Consider the following 15,221-nt stretch of genomic DNA (forward strand, 5'->3'; position numbering starts at 1 on the left):
GTGACGCCGTCCGCGGCCACCGCGCCCGCTCCGGCCGTGGTCCCCGCTCCGGCGGCGGCTCAGGTCCCGGCTGCCGAGCCCACTCCGGCGGAACCGCCGTCCCCGGCGCCCATCCCCGCGCTGGGTCCCGAAGTCCGTCCCAACTGAGACTTTTCCGACAAACAGGCCCTAATCGGCCCTAAGAAGTGGATGAGGGTCCGTTGTGGTCCGGGCTCCACGTCCGGGTTGCGGCTAGCCTGGGGGCGACCTTTGCCCTTGGACAGATATAGGAAGCGAATAGATGCACGGAACCCGTGGAAAGGTATTCGGCGTGGTGGCCGCCCTCGCTGCCGCCGGCCTGCTCGCCGCGTGCGGTAGCAATGACTCGACCGCCAAGAGCACTCCCACGCTGAGCGCCACCAAGACCACGGCCGCCGCCTCCGGTGCCGCCACGCCGTCGGCCGATCAGCAGGCGCCCTCGGCCGCGCCCGACGGCGGCACGACCGAGCGCCCGGAGCCGATCCCGAGCCAGTTCCTGACCACGCCGCCCGGTTCCCCGGCGCTGACGGACAAGGAGAAGGGCTTCCTCGACGAGCTCAAGAAGGCCGGCATCACCCCGGGTTCCTCGGACATCGCCATCACCGCGGCGAATCTGGTCTGCCAGGGCAAGGCGGAGAACGCCCCGCAGGATCAGATCATCACCTACGTGACCGCCATCGCCGGTTCCGATCCGGCCTTCGATCCGGCCAAGATGTCGGTCGAGCAGGCGGGTAAGACCTACTACGACGTCGCCACGAAGAGCTACTGCAACAAGTGACGACACGACGCCGAAACGGACGACGCCGGCCCCGGCCCGTGGGCTGCCTGCTGCTGGCCATCGCCGCGATCGTGATCGTGGTCGTGGTGGCGCTGCTGCTGTGGTACCTGCTGGCCGGCCGGCTGCGGCTGCCCGGCCCCAAGCCGCCGGGACCCACCCGTCCGAGTTCGCAGCCGGCCGCCTGCCCGGATGTGCTGATGCTGTCCATCCCGGGCACCTGGGAGTCGAACGCCAACGACGACCCCTACAACCCGACCGCGAACCCGGCGTCGCTGATGTTGAACGTCTCCAACCCGATTCGGGCCAAGTTCCCGAACGAACGGCTCGAGGTCTACACCGTTCCCTACGTCGCCCAGTTCTCCAATCCGGTCGCCATTCCGCCGGACGGGCAGGCGTCGTACAACAACAGCCGATCCGAGGGCGCCAAGCGGGCCGCGGAGAAACTGGCCAAGACCCACGCCGACTGCCCGCTCACCACCTACGTGCTGGCCGGCTTCTCCCAGGGCGCGGTGATCGCCGGCGACGTGGCCGCGCAGATCGGCGCGGGCAAGGGCCCGGTGCCCGAGGACCTGGTGCTGGGTGTGACCACCATCGCCGACGGCCGCCGCGATATCGGCGACCCGGGCGAGGCCACCGCCATCGGACCGTCCCCGGCGGGCGTCGGCGCGGAGGTCGCGCTGCGAGGGCTGAACGTGCCGGGTATCACCATGACCGGACCGCGCGGCGGCTTCGGCAAGCTGTCCGACCGGGCCTTCACCATCTGCGCCGCAGGGGATCTGATCTGCGATTCGCCCCGGCAGGCGCTGAACCCCGGAAACATCCTCGGCAGCCTGAACATCCTGGTCAGGGCCGCGGGCAACCCGGTCCACAGCCTCTACAACGGCTACCAGGTGGACGACAACGGGACCACCGCCACCCAGTGGACGGTGAACTGGGCCTCCGGTCTCATTGAAAACGCCCCGCACCCAGCGCATTCGTGAGTGAATGGTGACCCCCACCGACCAACCCCCCAGTTTGGGGGTCACCCGGTAAAGTGCTCCGGGTTGCGACACTGCCGAGACCCGGTGGGTGCGGCAACTCACATCCCTGTCCTTGTTGTGTCCTATCCGGGGCGCTCCCCACCCATTTGGAGGCATTCGCGCCGGTGAAGCCATAGTCCAGTGGTGTGAGCTGGGAGATGTTCGGCCGCTCCGAAGCATGGCCGGATCGCTCCTCTGTAACATGTCCCTGGCTCGAGAACATCTAGCCAATAGACGGTCACCGCGCAGACCGCAACGAAATTCTGCAGGTTGGCTCTCTCATGGAGCTCCCGCGGGCGAACACAGTCGGGGCCTCACAGGTAACAGCGGCAAAGCAGCCGTTCCATGCCGCGTGTGCCTCGGAGGAGAAGAAGGAATGGACGAGACTTTCGACGATTACCTCGACGAAACGGGGAACATCACGATTCCCGAGGGACGTACCCTCGTCGACTACGTCGAGATGCACACTGCGGGCAATGACGCGAACGACCTTGCCTACCGCTACATCGACTACTCACGCGAGCGCGACGGTGAGTACCAGGACCTCACTTGGAGCCAGTTCGGCACCCGGCTGCGCGCGGTGGCCGCCCGACTGCAGCAGGTGACCAAGCGGGGCGATCGGGTCGCCATCCTGGCCCCGCAGGGCCTGGATTACGTCATCTCCTTCTTCGCGGCGATCTACGCGGGCACCATCTCGGTGCCGCTGTTCGATCCGGACGAGCCGGGCCACACCGACCGGCTGCACGCCGTGCTCGGCGACTGCACGCCGTCCGCGATCCTCACCGCGAGCTCCTCCGCCGCCGGTGTGCGGCAGTTCTTCCGCTCGCTGCCCGCTGCTCAGCGCCCGCGCATCATCGCGGTCGACGCCATCCCCGATAGTGTCGGTGAGTCCTGGATCCGCCCCGACATTCGCGTCGACGACATCGCCTACCTGCAGTACACCTCGGGCTCCACCCGCGTGCCGGCCGGTGTCGAGATCACCCACCGCGGTGTCGGCACCAATGTGCTGCAGATGGTGAACGCGCTTGATCTGAACGAGAACTCGCGCGGTGTCACCTGGCTGCCGCTCTACCACGACATGGGTCTGCTGACGGTGATCCTGCCCGCCGTGGGCGGCAAGTACATCACCATCATGTCCCCGGCCTCCTTCGTGCGCCGCCCCTCGCGCTGGATCAACGAGCTGGCCGCGGTCTCCGACGGCGCCGGAACCTTCGCCGCCGCACCGAACTTCGCGTTCGAGCACGCCGCCGTGCGCGGCCTGCCCAAGGCGGGCGAGTCGCTGGACCTGTCCAATGTGCTCGGCCTGATCAACGGCTCCGAGCCGGTGACCACCACCTCGATGAAGAAGTTCAACGAGGCGTTCGCGCCGTACGGCCTGCCCAAGACCGCCATCAAGCCGTGCTACGGCATGGCCGAGGCCACCCTGTTCGTGTCGGCCACCCGGCACGAGGACGAGGCCAAGGTCATCTACGTGGACCGCACCGAGCTCAACGCCGGTCGCGTGGTGAAGGTCGAGCAGGGCACCGAGAACGCCATCGCGCAGGTGTCCTGCGGTTATGTCGCGCTGTCGCAGTGGGGCGCGATCGTGGACCCGGAGACCGTCGACGATCCCGCGGGCGCGCGCGAGCTCCCCGAGGGCGAGGTCGGCGAGATCTGGCTGCACGGCAACAACATCGGCATCGGCTACTGGGGCCGTGCCGAGGAGACCCAGAAGACCTTCCGGAACCGCCTCACCAACCGTCTGGCCGAGGGCAGCAAGGCCGGCGACGTCCCGCTGGACGGCAACTGGCTGCGCACCGGTGACTACGGCGTCTACGTGGACGGCGAGCTGTACATCACCGGCCGCGTCAAGGACCTGGTCATCGTGGACGGCCGCAACCACTACCCGCAGGACCTCGAGTACTCCGCGGAGGAGGCCTCGACCATGCTGCGCGCCGGTTTCATCGCCGCCTTCGCGGTGCCGGCCAACCAGCTGCCCGCCGAGGTCTTCGCGCAGGACAGCCACTCCGGTCTGAGCTACGACGCCGACGATGCCAGCGAACAGCTGGTGATCGTGGCCGAGCGCGGCCCGGGTGCGGGCAAGGCCGATCCGGGCCCGATCGCGGACGCGGTCCGCGCGGCCATCTCCTCCCGGCACGGTGTCACCGCACGTGACATCCTCCTCGTGCCCGCCGGGTCGATTCCGCGTACCTCCAGCGGCAAGATCGCGCGTCGCGCCTGCAAGGCGGAGTACATCGGCGGGACGCTGCGGGGTGGTTACAAGCAGCAGGCCTTCCCCGATGCACCAGACGAGGAGTGAGACGACAGTCTCATAGTTGGATGGCGCGAGCCGCTCAGGTTCGCGCCATTCATGCATGAAAACACCGCCGCGCACCGTAAGCAGACAGGTAGCTTGAGGAACTGATGGCTGAGAACGAGGGCACGGACCCCACCCAGACGACCGGCGACGCGTCGACCCCGGAGGCCGCGGCGAAACCCGCGGTGACCGACATGTCGGTGGCGGATCTGCGGGAGTGGTTGCGCCGCTGGGTCGCCGACGCGACCGGGCAGCCGATCGACAACATCACCGTGGACCGGCCGATGGAGGAATTCGGCCTCGCGTCCCGCGATGCCCTCGCGCTGGGCGGTGACATCGAGGAGCTCACCGGCGTCGTGCTGAACGCGACCATCGTGTACCAGCATCCGACGATCGGTTCGCTCGCGGAGCGAATCATCAACGGTGAGCCCGATGTTCCGGCGGACGCGCCCGACGACTCGTTCTACACGCAGGGCTTCCAGCCCGGCGAGGCGCATGACATCGCCATTGTCGGCCTGTCCACCCGGCTGCCGGGCGCGGGCGATACGCCCGAATCCACCTGGGAATTCCTCATCAATCGCGGTGACGCGATCCGTGAACTCCCCGAGGGCCGCTGGGAAGAATTCACGTCCGATCCGCAGATCGCCGCGCAGGTCGCGCAGGCCAATACTCTGGGCGGGTACCTCGATCAGGAGGTCGTGAAGAACTTCGACGCGGAGTTCTTCGCCCATTCCCCCGTCGAGGTCGAGCGCATGGACCCGCAGCAGCGGCTCATGCTCGAACTGACCTGGGAGGCCTTGGAGCACGCGCGGATTCCCGCCAACGAGGTCAAGGGCAAGCCGGTCGGTTTCTTTGTCGGCACCTCGACCAATGACTTCGCCTACATCGCCACGCAGGCGCTGAGCGGACCTCGTGATCCGAACCTGCCGATCTCGGCCGAGGCATACCTGCTGACCGGTGCGTCTTCGGCGATCATCGCGAACCGCGTCTCCTACTTCTACGACTTCCGCGGCCCGTCCGTGGCCCTCGATACCGCGTGCTCGTCCACCCTGGTGGCGGTGCACGAGGCGGTGCGGGCGCTGCGCGCCGGCGACGCCGAGCTGGCCCTCGCCGGTGGTGTCAACCTGATCCTGGCCCCCGCCGCGACCCTCGGCTTCGAGATCAACGGGGTCTTCGCGAAGAACGGCCGCCTCAAGGCGTTCTCGTCGGACGCCGACGGTTTCATCCGCTCCGAAGGCGCCGGCCTGATCGTGCTCAAGCGTCTCGCCGACGCCGAGCGTGACGGTGACAAGATCTACGGCGTCATCAAGGGCTCCGCCGTCAACAACGACGGCCGCTCCAACGGCATGCTGGCCCCGAACCCGGACGCGCAGGCCGAGGTGCTGCGCCGGGCCTACCGTGACGCCGGAATCGCCCCCTCCACAGTCGATTACATCGAGGCACACGGCACGGGCACGCTGCTCGGCGACCCGCTCGAGGCGGATGCGCTCGGCCGCGTGGTCGGCCGCGGCCGTGACGACGACAAGCCCGCGCTGCTCGGTTCGGCGAAGTCCAACTTCGGCCACATCGAGTCGGGTGCGGGCGCGGCCAGCCTCGCCAAGGTGATCATGGCGTTGCAGCACAACGTCATCCCGCCGAGCATCAACTATGTGGGCCCGAACCCGCTGATCGCCTGGGATCAGGCGCACCTGAAGGTCGTCGACGAGCCCACCGAATTCCCGCGCTACAGCGGCAAGGCCACCATCGGTGTCTCCGGCTTCGGCTTCGGCGGCACCAACGCCCACGTGGTCATCCAGGAGTACGTCCCCGCCGCCGCGACTCCCGCTGTCTCCGCGACCGGAGATCTCGATGACGAGACCACCGATGTGATCGCCGAGGCCGAGGCCCTCACCGAAGCTGTTGCACCGGAACCGGAGTGGACCCGCGAGGAGCCGCTGCCGCTGATCATTCCGGTGTCGGCCTACCTGCCGTCGCGGCGCAAGCGCGCCGCGAAGGATCTGGCCGACTGGCTGGAATCCGAAGCGGGACAGGCGACTCCGCTCGAGGATGTGGCCCGTGCGCTGGCCAAGCGCAACCATGGCCGCTCGCGGGGCGTGGTTGTCGCCAAGAACCATGAGGAAGCCGTCGCGGGTCTGCGTGCCATCGAGACCGGCAAGCCCGGTGCCGGTGTCTACACCGCCGATTCCCCCGCCGCCCGGGGCGCGCTGTGGGTGATGGCCGGTTTCGGTGCGCAGCACCGCAAGATGGGCAAGCAGCTCTACCAGGAGAATTCGATCTTCCGCAAGGCCGTCGACCAGGTCGACGAGCTGGTGCAGGACGAGGCCGGGTACTCGGTCCGGGAGATGATCCTGGACGACGAGCAGGACTGGGACATCGGCACCGGTCAGGTCGGCACCTTCACCATCCAGGTGGGTCTGGCCTCGGTACTGCGGGCGCACGGCGCGGAACCCGAAGGCGTGGTCGGCCACTCGCAGGGTGAGGTCGCGGGCGCGTACATTTCGGGCGGTCTGCCGCTCGAGGACGCGGTCCGCGTGATCTGCGCCCGTTCCCGGCTGATGGCCGAGGGCGAGGCCATGATCACCGATGATCAGGTCCGCAACATGGCGCTGGTGGAGTACTCCGCCGAGGACATCGCCAAGCTCCAGGAGACCGAGTTCCCCGATATCGAGGTCGCGGTGTACGCCGCGCCCACCAATACTGTGATCGGCGGCCTGCCGGACCAGGTGCACGCGATCGTGGCGCGCGCCGAGTCCGAGGGCAAGTTCGCTCGGGTCTTGCAGACCCGCGGTGCGGGCCACACGTCGCAGATGGACATGCTGCTGGGCGAGCTCGCCGCCGAACTGGCCGGTATCGAGCCGACCAAGCTCAAGCGCGACCTGTACTCCACGGTCCACGCCGCCGCTGTCTATCGCGGTGGGAATGCCCCGGTGCACGATGTGGACTACTGGGTCATGAACATGCGTGGCTCGGTGTACTTCACCAACGCCATCCGTCAGGCCGTGGACAACGGGATCACCACCTACCTGGAGCTGGCGCCGAATTCCGTTGCGCTCATGCAGGTCATGGGCACCACCTTCGCGGCGGGTGTGCCCAACGCCGCGCTCATCCCGACCCTGAAGCGCAAGGAAGACGAGGCGTCCGGCGTCATCTCCGCGCTGGCGCAGTTGTACGTGCAGGGCCACAAGGTGGATCTGCCTTCGCTGCTGCCCGCCGGTGACTACGCGGCCGTGCCGCGCACCGCGTTCCTGCGCAAGGAGTACTGGCCCAAGGTGTCCGGCGGCTTCGGCGGCGCGGGCAACGCGGTGGTTCCGGGTGCGCACGTGGCGCTGCCGGACGGCCGCCACGTCTGGGAGGTGCTGGCATCGGCCGTCACCGACCTGGCCGCGCTGGTGAATTCCGCTGCCGCGCAGGTGCTCTCGGACGTGACCGTCGGCGCGTCGGTCGCGCACGACACGATTCCCGCCGCGGGCACCCTGACCACGACGCTCACCCCGCATCCGGGTGGCGCGTCGGTGTCGGTGCATGCCAAGGCGGGCAATACCTTCCGGCCGGTTTTCGACGCCGTGGTCACCTCCGGTGCTCCGCTGCCGGAGTCGGTGATGCCCCAGCCGGTCGCGGCTGTCGCGGCCGCCCCCGCGGTGGCCGAGGTTGCCGAGCCCGTCGCGGGTGATCGATGGGATCCCAACGGCTCTGAGACCATCGAGGCGCGCTTGGCCATCATCGTGGCCGAGTCGATGGGGTACGTGGTCGAGGACCTGCCCATGGAGATCCCGCTCATGGAGCTGGGTCTGGATTCGCTGATGGCGATGCGCATCAAGAACCGCGTCGAGTACGAGTTCGACATCCCGCAGCTGCAATTGCAGGCGGTCCGGGACGCGAGCCTGCTCGAGGTCGGCAAGGTGCTGCGCTACGCCATCGAGAACCGCGATCAGCTCGCCGACATCGCGGCCCGCCAGGCCGCCGGTGAGGACATCGCCGTCGACGCCGACTTCATCTCCGCCGCTCGCGCGGCCATGGCCGAGGGCAAGAATCCGGCCGCGCTGCTGCCCAAGGTCGAGACCACCTCGCCGGTGGCCGAGGCCGAAGCGATCATCGCCGAACCTGTTGTCGCCGACTACGAGGCGTCCGCGCCGGTGGCCGAGACCGACGCCGACAACGTCCCGCCGCGTAATGCGCCGGAGCGACTGGTGTTCGCGACCTGGGCGCTGGTGACGGGCAAGTCGGCGGGCGGCATTTTCAACCCGCTGCCGACGCTCGATGACGAGACGTTCGACAAGCTGGTCGCCCGGTTGTCGGAACGCGCCAAGGCACAGATCGATCCCGAGCGGATCCGTGCCTGCGAGACCATCGAGAAGATGTCGGATGTGGTCGCGGAATACCAGGAGCACAGCGACGACGTCGAGGGCTTCGTCCGTACTCTGCGTGCGAAGGAAGCCGGATCGAACGCCGTGCCGGTCTTCGTGTTCCACCCGTCGGGCGGCAACACGCTGGTGTACGAGCCGCTGCTGAAGCGGCTCCCGGCCGGAACCCCGATGTTCGGTTTCGAGCGGGTCGACGGCACCATCGAGGAGCGTGCGCGTCAGTACATTCCGGAGATTCGCAAGCGGCAGCCGGAGGGTCCGTACGTCTTCTACGGCTGGTCACTGGGCGCGGTATTCGCGCTGACCGTCGCGCAGATCATGCGTGCCGAAGGTGCGGACGTTCGCTTGGTCGGCCTGATCGACCTGGCGGTTCCGGTTGAGCCGGAGCGTGATACGCCTCAGGAACGACTGGAGCGTATGCGTCGGTACCAAGCCTTCGCGCAGAAGACCTACGGCTTCGCCGGTGAACTCGATGACGAACAGCTGGAGGAACTGGCCGCGGCCTCGGACGAGGACCAGATCCAGATCATCATGGAGCTGGTGAAGTTCGCGGGCGCGAATATTCCTGGCGGCGTGATGGAACACCAGCGCACGTCGTTTATCGAAGGCCGGGAACTTCAGAAGGTCGAGCTCTCGAACTACGACGGCGACGTGACGCTCTACCTCGCCGACCGGTACCACGACGGCATCATCGAGCTGGAGCCGCGCTTCGGCGATCGCCGCCCGAATGGTGGTTGGTCGGAGCACATCCCGTCGCTGGAGGTCATCCATATTCCGGGTGACCATCTCCAGATCATCGATGAGCCGCGGATCGCCACCATCGGTGCCGACCTCACCAAGAAACTCGCGGAGATCGACACCACCGGGAAATAGCACCACGGCGACACGGGTTCTGCGAAAGTAGGTTTTTGCCGAAAGGAGTCCAGTGAGCACCACCGCCGAGAAACTCGCCGACCTTCGACACAAGCTCGACATCGCGAGGGAACCGGCGGGTGATGCGGGAATCGCCAAGCGGGCGCGGAAGTCCATTCCTTCCGCCCGCGACCGCATCGACATGCTGCTGGACTCCGGGACCTTCGTGGAAATCGGTGCGCTGGTGCGCAATCCGGGCGACAAGAACGCGCTCTACGGCGATGGCGTGGTCACCGGGCACGGTCTGGTGGACGGCCGTCCGGTGGCGGTCTTCTCGCACGACCAGACCGTGTACGGCGGTTCGGTGGGTGAGATGTTCGGCCGCAAGGTCGCCGGCATCATGGAATTCGCGGCCAAGGTGGGCTGTCCGGTGGTCGGCATCAACGACTCCGGCGGCGCCCGGGTGCAGGAGGCGGTGACCTCGCTGGCCTGGTACGCGGAGCTGGGTCGTCGGCAGGAACCGTTGTCCGGCTTGGTGCCTCAGATCTCGATGATCCTGGGCAGTTGCGCGGGCGGCGCGGTGTACGCGCCGATCAATACCGACGTCGTGGTCGCCACCGAAGAGGCGTACATGTTCGTCACCGGTCCCAAGGTGATCCGCGAGGTCACCGGCGAGGATGTCAGCCTCGAGGAGCTGGGCGGCGCGAATTCCCAAGCGCAGTACGGCAATATCCACCATGTGGCCAAGGATGAGAAGGCCGCGTTCGAGTGGGTGCGCGACTACCTCGGCTACCTTCCGTCCAGTTGCCAGGAGCTGCCGCCGATCGTGAATCCCGGTCTGGAACCGGAGATCACCGAATCGGACCTCGAGCTCGAGACGATCGTGCCCGATGCCGACAATGCCGGCTATGACATGCACGAGATCCTGCTGCGCATCTTCGACGACGGCGACTTCCACGAATTCGGTGAGTCCGCGGGCCGCAATGTGATCTGCGGTTTCGCGCGGGTCGACGGGCGCAGTGTCGGCGTGGTGGCGAATCAGCCCATGGTCTACGCGGGCGCGCTCGACGCCCGGGCCTCGGACAAGGCCGCACATTTCGTGCGGCTGTGCGACGCCTTCGAGATTCCGCTGGTCTTCGTGGTGGATACGCCGGGCTTCCTACCCGGTGTGGAACAGGAGAAGATCGGCGTCATCAAACGCGGTGGCCGGTTCATCTTCTCGTTCGTCGAGGCGACGGTGCCGAAGGTGACCGTGGTGATCCGCAAGTCCTACGGCGGCGGTTACGCGGTGATGGGTTCCAAGCAGCTGGGCGCGGATGTGAATCTGGCCTGGCCGACCGCGCGGATCGCGGTCATGGGCGCGGAGAGCGCGGTGTCGTTGATCGGCGCGAAGACCTTGGAGGCGGCGCCGGAGGATCAGCGTGCCGCCATGCGCAAGCAGATGATCGATTTCTACAACGCGACGGTGGCGACGCCGTGGGTGGCGGCCGAGCGCGGCTATATCGACGCGGTCATCGAGCCGTCGAGCACCCGGCTGGAAATCCGGCGGGCGTTGCACTTGCTCAGGGACAAGCGGATTCCCCGCAACCCGCGTAAGCATCACCTGCTTCCGTTGTAGATTCCGAAACCATTGCGGGTCGCTCCAAGGTATGAAAAGCTCGCATTTCATTTTGAATGCGAGCCTTGGGAGCGAAGCACTAATGGCTACCCGTCGAATTCGGCAACTCATCATCGGTGGCGCGGCCACCGCCGCCACCGCCCTCGCGGTCGTCTCCGCGCCGACCGCGTCCGCGGTGACCTACGGCATCACCGGTGTCAGCGGCCTGGCGCACGTTGGCACGACGTACACCCTCAGCACCCATGTCGGCGCCCCGAACGCGGGGACGCAGGTGGGCTTCTGGGTCGTGAACCCGGGTAGCAGCACCGTGGTCAGCCTCGGCACCGTTCCGGTCGACGCCTCGGGCAACGCGAGCGTGACCTGGTCCCCGTCGGCGGCCGGGCAGTACACCTTCACCGCCAACGACGATCTCACCGTCGGCTCCAATGGCGGCTCGACCCTCAGCCTGCAGGCGACCGCGGTGCCCGAGGGCAGCATGGGCGGTACCGGCAGCTTCAGTGCGATCCCGGTGATCGGCGGGCCGCTGGTGGCCCTGATGAAGCTGATGGGCCTGGTCTAGGCGGCTCGCCGATTGCGCTGAATCTATCGGCTGTAAGGCATGAATGTGAGAGCCTTCAGCTATGAGTACCTCACCGCTGGCGCTACTCGAAGGCGGGCCGGAAGGCCTCGAAACACGGATCGTTCGGATCACTCCACCGGGCGTCGAACTGCGGGTCGCGTACGGGAACGGGTACGAGCGTTTCAAAGTGACGTCACGGTGGCAGGACACTCCGGACGGCAGTCTGCCCGTCTACGAATGGGTCGCCCACGTGGACGCCCCGAAGTAGCCACCGGAATTCGTCCGCCCCGAACACGGCAGTGGCCGCCCGCATGTCGCGGGCGGCCACCGAATGCCTGACGCCTCGGGTCAGAAGACCCGCATCTTGCCCGGTGACCAGAACCCGGAGCGGTTCACCACGTGGGTGTCGATCCGCGCGGGCTTGGGGAAGTCGCCCTTACCGGGATCGGCCGGATTCGAGTAGTACGGCACGTACTGCTCCAGCGAACCCCAGTCGCGGTCGTAGTTGTCCTTCAGATACGTCGGGACGGTCTTCGACGACGCCAGCATCTGCGCCCAGCCCAGCGGGCCACCGAATTCCTGTGCCTGCCAGGTGTTGGTCGAGCTGATCGCGAGCGGGCGATCGGGCAGGATGCGGTACTTGGGGGCCGCGTCGACCATGCCGTTGTGGTGGTCGAACGGGTGCTGGCACGGGAACTGCAGGCCCACCGCCCAGTCCAGCAGGATCGGCTGCGTCCGGCCCAGATAGCTGTCCAGCGACACCAGCTTCGGCACCCGCGGCGGCGTGAACGCCAGCCACTGATCGCCGATCAGGATCGGGTCGTTGGCCCGGATGCGCACCACATTGGCGTCGTCGGACAGCGCCGAGAACGGGATGCGCAGGTTCCGCCAGGACGGCGCGGGGCCGATGTCCAGCGGCCGGTAGGACCGGATCTCGCCGAGGCTGCCGTCCGGATTCCGGTGCGCGTACTCCAGGAAGATGTCCTGGCCGTAGGTCATGTTGCCGGTGTCGTCGAACGACATCGCGCGCCCGGCCGCCGAGATGACGATCAGCGGGGTGTCGTCCGAACGCTGCGGCAGCTGGTACCAGCTGGAAGTGAGCGAGGCGGGCTGCTGCACGCCGTCCTGGTAGCTGCCCATCACCGGGGTGGTGGCCGGATCCAGGCCGAAGGGCAGGGCCACGGTCGATCCGTTGACGCCCTGGGCGCCCTTGCCGCCGCCGGTGCCCGCGTTCTGGCCCTCCTCGAAGGCCGGGCCGACGGTCTGGGTGGAGGTGTTGCCGGTGCCCGGCTTCACCTCGACGGCGTCCGCGTCGAGCTTGGCAGCGACTCCGTTGGGGGAGAAGCCGACCGGGTTCTCCCCGGCCAGCGGGTCGCCGTTCAGCGGCGGGTGCGCGGGATCGATGATCGGGGTCAGGTTGCCGCCGTTGACATTGCCCTCGACCAGCACGTCATTGGCCAGGCCACAGGTCTTGCCGGTGACCGCGTCGACGTTCGAGCGGGCCAGCGAATAGGCCGGGTACTGCTGCACCGCGCCCTTGAGCAGCGACACCACCTCGAAGAGCACCATGAGCGCGGCGACCACGGTCAGCGGAATCGCGGCGAACCTGCGGATCCGCTTGCCGCGCCGGGTCTTCCCGTTCTCCATCGGCTTGGCGTAGCCCTCGCGCAGCGACTGCCACGCCACCACCGCCAGTGCCAGCCCGAACAGCATGAGCATCAGGGTGTTGGACTGGAAGCCGTGCAGGGAGACGGTCTTGTCGTACCAGGGCACGCCGTAACTCGAGACGTACCAGTAGCCGTTGATGCCGGAGAAGGCGACGGCGAGGGTGAACAGCAGCCCGGCCAGGAAGACCGAACGGTTCTTGCGGGACCGCAACGCGGTGGCGGACACTGCGACCGCGGTCACCGCCGCCAGCGAGCCCGCGATGCCCGCGTACGAACCGAAGTGGTGGGTCCACTTGGTCGGGTTGAACATCATGAAGAAGATGGTTCCGAAGACCACGCCCATGAGTCGCCAGGTCGGTGCGCTCGCGATGCCCGGCACCTGCCGCCGGCGCAGCAGCACCAGCATGGTGGTCATCAGGCACAGGATCATGAGCAGGAACGCGAACCGGCGCGCCAGCGAGCCGTCCACCGTCTCGACGAACAGGTAGTAGTAGCGCAGATAGTCCTTGTACCAGGCCAGATTCGGCCCGGTCACCTGCCGCACCCGGTTGGCCTCCATGATCCCGGCGAAGGTCTGATCGGCGAAAACCGCCACCAGCACCAGGGTTCCGGCCGCCGCGATGGGGGCCAGCAGGGCCACGTCGCCGAATCGCTTGCGCCGTCGCACCACGATGGCGACCAGTGGCCGGATGCCCGCGAGCAGGGCCGCCACACACATCAGACCGGTGGGTGCGGCCGCCAGCGTGAACGCCGCCACCAGCACCGCGACCGCGGCGGGCAGCAGCCGCGAGGTCGCGATGGCCCGCTCGATGGAGACCCAGGTCAGCAGCGCGCCCAGGGCCACGATCGGCTCCGAGCGCAGGCCGTTGTCGTAGGGCAGCCAGAAGGCCAGGAACACCAGGCCGCCGGTCCACAGCGCGACCTTGGACCGGGCCACCGCATTGCCCAGTCGCGGCACCACCTCGCGGCTGATCACCAGCCAGCACAGGATTCCGCAGAGCAGCGCGGGAATTCGCACCCACGGGCTGGCGGTGGAGATCTCGGCGAAGGCCTGGATGACGTAGTAGTACCAGCCGAACGGCGCTTCCGGCACGCCGTACCAGCGGAAGTAGTTGGCCAGGTAGCCGGCGTGCGGGGCCGCCCGCACCATGGTCAGGATGTAGCCGTCGTCGGAAGTGTTGGCGCCCACGAAATGCCACAGCAGCAGGGTGCCGATGATGCCGCCGTCCGCCCAGGTCGGCTTCAGCCAGTGCGCGGGCAGGATGCGCCGGTGCCCGCGGCCGTCGCTGGTGTCCAGCACCGCGAGCGCGCCCATGGCCAGCAGGGTGAGCAGCACGGCGGCGATGATCGCGACCAGCTTGATCAGCGTCGGCGAGGACGAGTACCGGGAGTCGATCGTCATGTGGAACGAAAGGCCGTCCGGGACGCCGCCTTTCATATCGGTGAAGACGCCCACCACCTGCGGCCGCAGGTCGCCCAGCAGCCGGCCCTCGATCGGCACGGTGACCAGTTCCCGGCCGCCGTCGGCGGTGGTCTTCTCGACCGTGCGGGTGACGCCCTCGAAGACCGCGTAGGTCTCCTTGCTGTCGGAGGTGATGACGAGCTTCGAGCACTCGTTCAGCTCCGCGCGGGTGGCGGTGGCCACCACGGCATTCCGGTCCAGCACGTCCACGCTCTCGCCGGAGACGCGGACGAACATGGCCTCCAGGTCCGCGCTCTTGCCCTGCGGCGGGGCCGTTGCCAGCAGGATGCCGCCGCGTGGATCCAACTGCCCGACCGCGCTACAGGGGATGGTGACGTTCACATCGATCGGCACCTGCGACACCAGGGCCGCCTGCACCGGATCGAGCGAACCGCTCTGCGGCCAGCTCACCTCGGCCTGGGTCTGCTGCACCGGCAGGAACGGCGTCGCCAGCGCGAACAGCGCCCCGAGCACGCCCGCGACGATCGCTATCAGCTTCGCTACCCGGTAATCACGCGGGTTCGCGGGGTCGGTCGCCGGAGGGTTCGGTTTGATGAGCACTGCGGAGGCGTCTGGCACGGTTGCTGATGG

General features: G+C 67.7%; 8 protein-coding genes. 7 read left to right on the top strand and 1 reads right to left on the bottom strand.

Annotation, left to right across the window (positions count from 1 at the left end; genetic code table 11):
* The first annotated feature begins 280 nt into the window (after nucleotides 1-280).
* From ACWELJ_RS07650 to ACWELJ_RS07680, 7 genes are all read left to right on the top strand, one after another.
* Nucleotides 281-796 carry a DUF732 domain-containing protein gene (locus ACWELJ_RS07650; RefSeq protein ID WP_452365372.1) on the top strand — a complete coding sequence of 172 codons (516 nt, stop codon included), beginning with the start codon at nucleotides 281-283 and terminating at the stop codon, nucleotides 794-796.
* Nucleotides 793-1,776, top strand: a complete 984-nt coding sequence (locus ACWELJ_RS07655; RefSeq protein WP_452365373.1) for a cutinase family protein — start codon at nucleotides 793-795, stop codon at nucleotides 1,774-1,776. Before ACWELJ_RS07650 ends, ACWELJ_RS07655 begins: the two co-directional genes overlap by 4 nt.
* A 415-nt stretch (nucleotides 1,777-2,191) precedes the next feature.
* On the top strand, nucleotides 2,192-4,114 hold the full coding sequence (fadD32, locus tag ACWELJ_RS07660) for a long-chain-fatty-acid--AMP ligase FadD32 (RefSeq protein ID WP_452365374.1): 1,923 nt from the start codon (nucleotides 2,192-2,194) through the stop codon (nucleotides 4,112-4,114).
* A 104-nt stretch (nucleotides 4,115-4,218) separates the two neighbouring features.
* Entirely contained in the window at nucleotides 4,219-9,345 is a 5,127-nt protein-coding gene (pks13, locus tag ACWELJ_RS07665; protein ID WP_452365375.1) for a polyketide synthase Pks13, read from the top strand.
* Nucleotides 9,346-9,397: 52 nt separating this feature from the next.
* Nucleotides 9,398-10,942, top strand: coding sequence for an acyl-CoA carboxylase subunit beta (locus ACWELJ_RS07670; protein WP_452365376.1), 1,545 nt, complete (start codon nucleotides 9,398-9,400; stop codon nucleotides 10,940-10,942).
* An 82-nt stretch (nucleotides 10,943-11,024) separates the two neighbouring features.
* Nucleotides 11,025-11,501 (top strand): hypothetical protein, encoded by a 477-nt coding sequence (locus ACWELJ_RS07675; protein ID WP_452365377.1) that lies wholly within the window; start codon nucleotides 11,025-11,027, stop codon nucleotides 11,499-11,501.
* Nucleotides 11,502-11,562: 61 nt separating this feature from the next.
* Nucleotides 11,563-11,769 (top strand): DUF5988 family protein, encoded by a 207-nt coding sequence (locus ACWELJ_RS07680; protein WP_452365378.1) that lies wholly within the window; start codon nucleotides 11,563-11,565, stop codon nucleotides 11,767-11,769.
* Between the two features lie 80 nt (nucleotides 11,770-11,849).
* Here ACWELJ_RS07680 and ACWELJ_RS07685 read toward each other — a convergent pair whose 3' ends face one another.
* A complete protein-coding gene (locus tag ACWELJ_RS07685) occupies nucleotides 11,850-15,209 on the bottom strand; it encodes an arabinosyltransferase domain-containing protein (protein WP_452365379.1) in 3,360 nt (1,119 codons plus the stop codon).
* Between the last annotated feature and the right edge of the window lie 12 nt (nucleotides 15,210-15,221).

The organism is Nocardia sp. NPDC004582 (assembly GCF_053602115.1).

Bases quoted from the DNA above. Each gene is read 5' to 3' on its own strand.
- ACWELJ_RS07650 (WP_452365372.1), top strand. From the start codon at position 281: ATGCACGGAACCCGTGGAAAGGTATTCGGCGTGGTGGCCGCCCTCGCT.
- ACWELJ_RS07675 (WP_452365377.1), top strand. From the start codon at position 11,025: ATGGCTACCCGTCGAATTCGGCAACTCATCATCGGTGGCGCGGCCACC.
- ACWELJ_RS07680 (WP_452365378.1), top strand. From the start codon at position 11,563: ATGAGTACCTCACCGCTGGCGCTACTCGAAGGCGGGCCGGAAGGCCTC.
- pks13 (WP_452365375.1), top strand. From the start codon at position 4,219: ATGGCTGAGAACGAGGGCACGGACCCCACCCAGACGACCGGCGACGCG.
- fadD32 (WP_452365374.1), top strand. From the start codon at position 2,192: ATGGACGAGACTTTCGACGATTACCTCGACGAAACGGGGAACATCACG.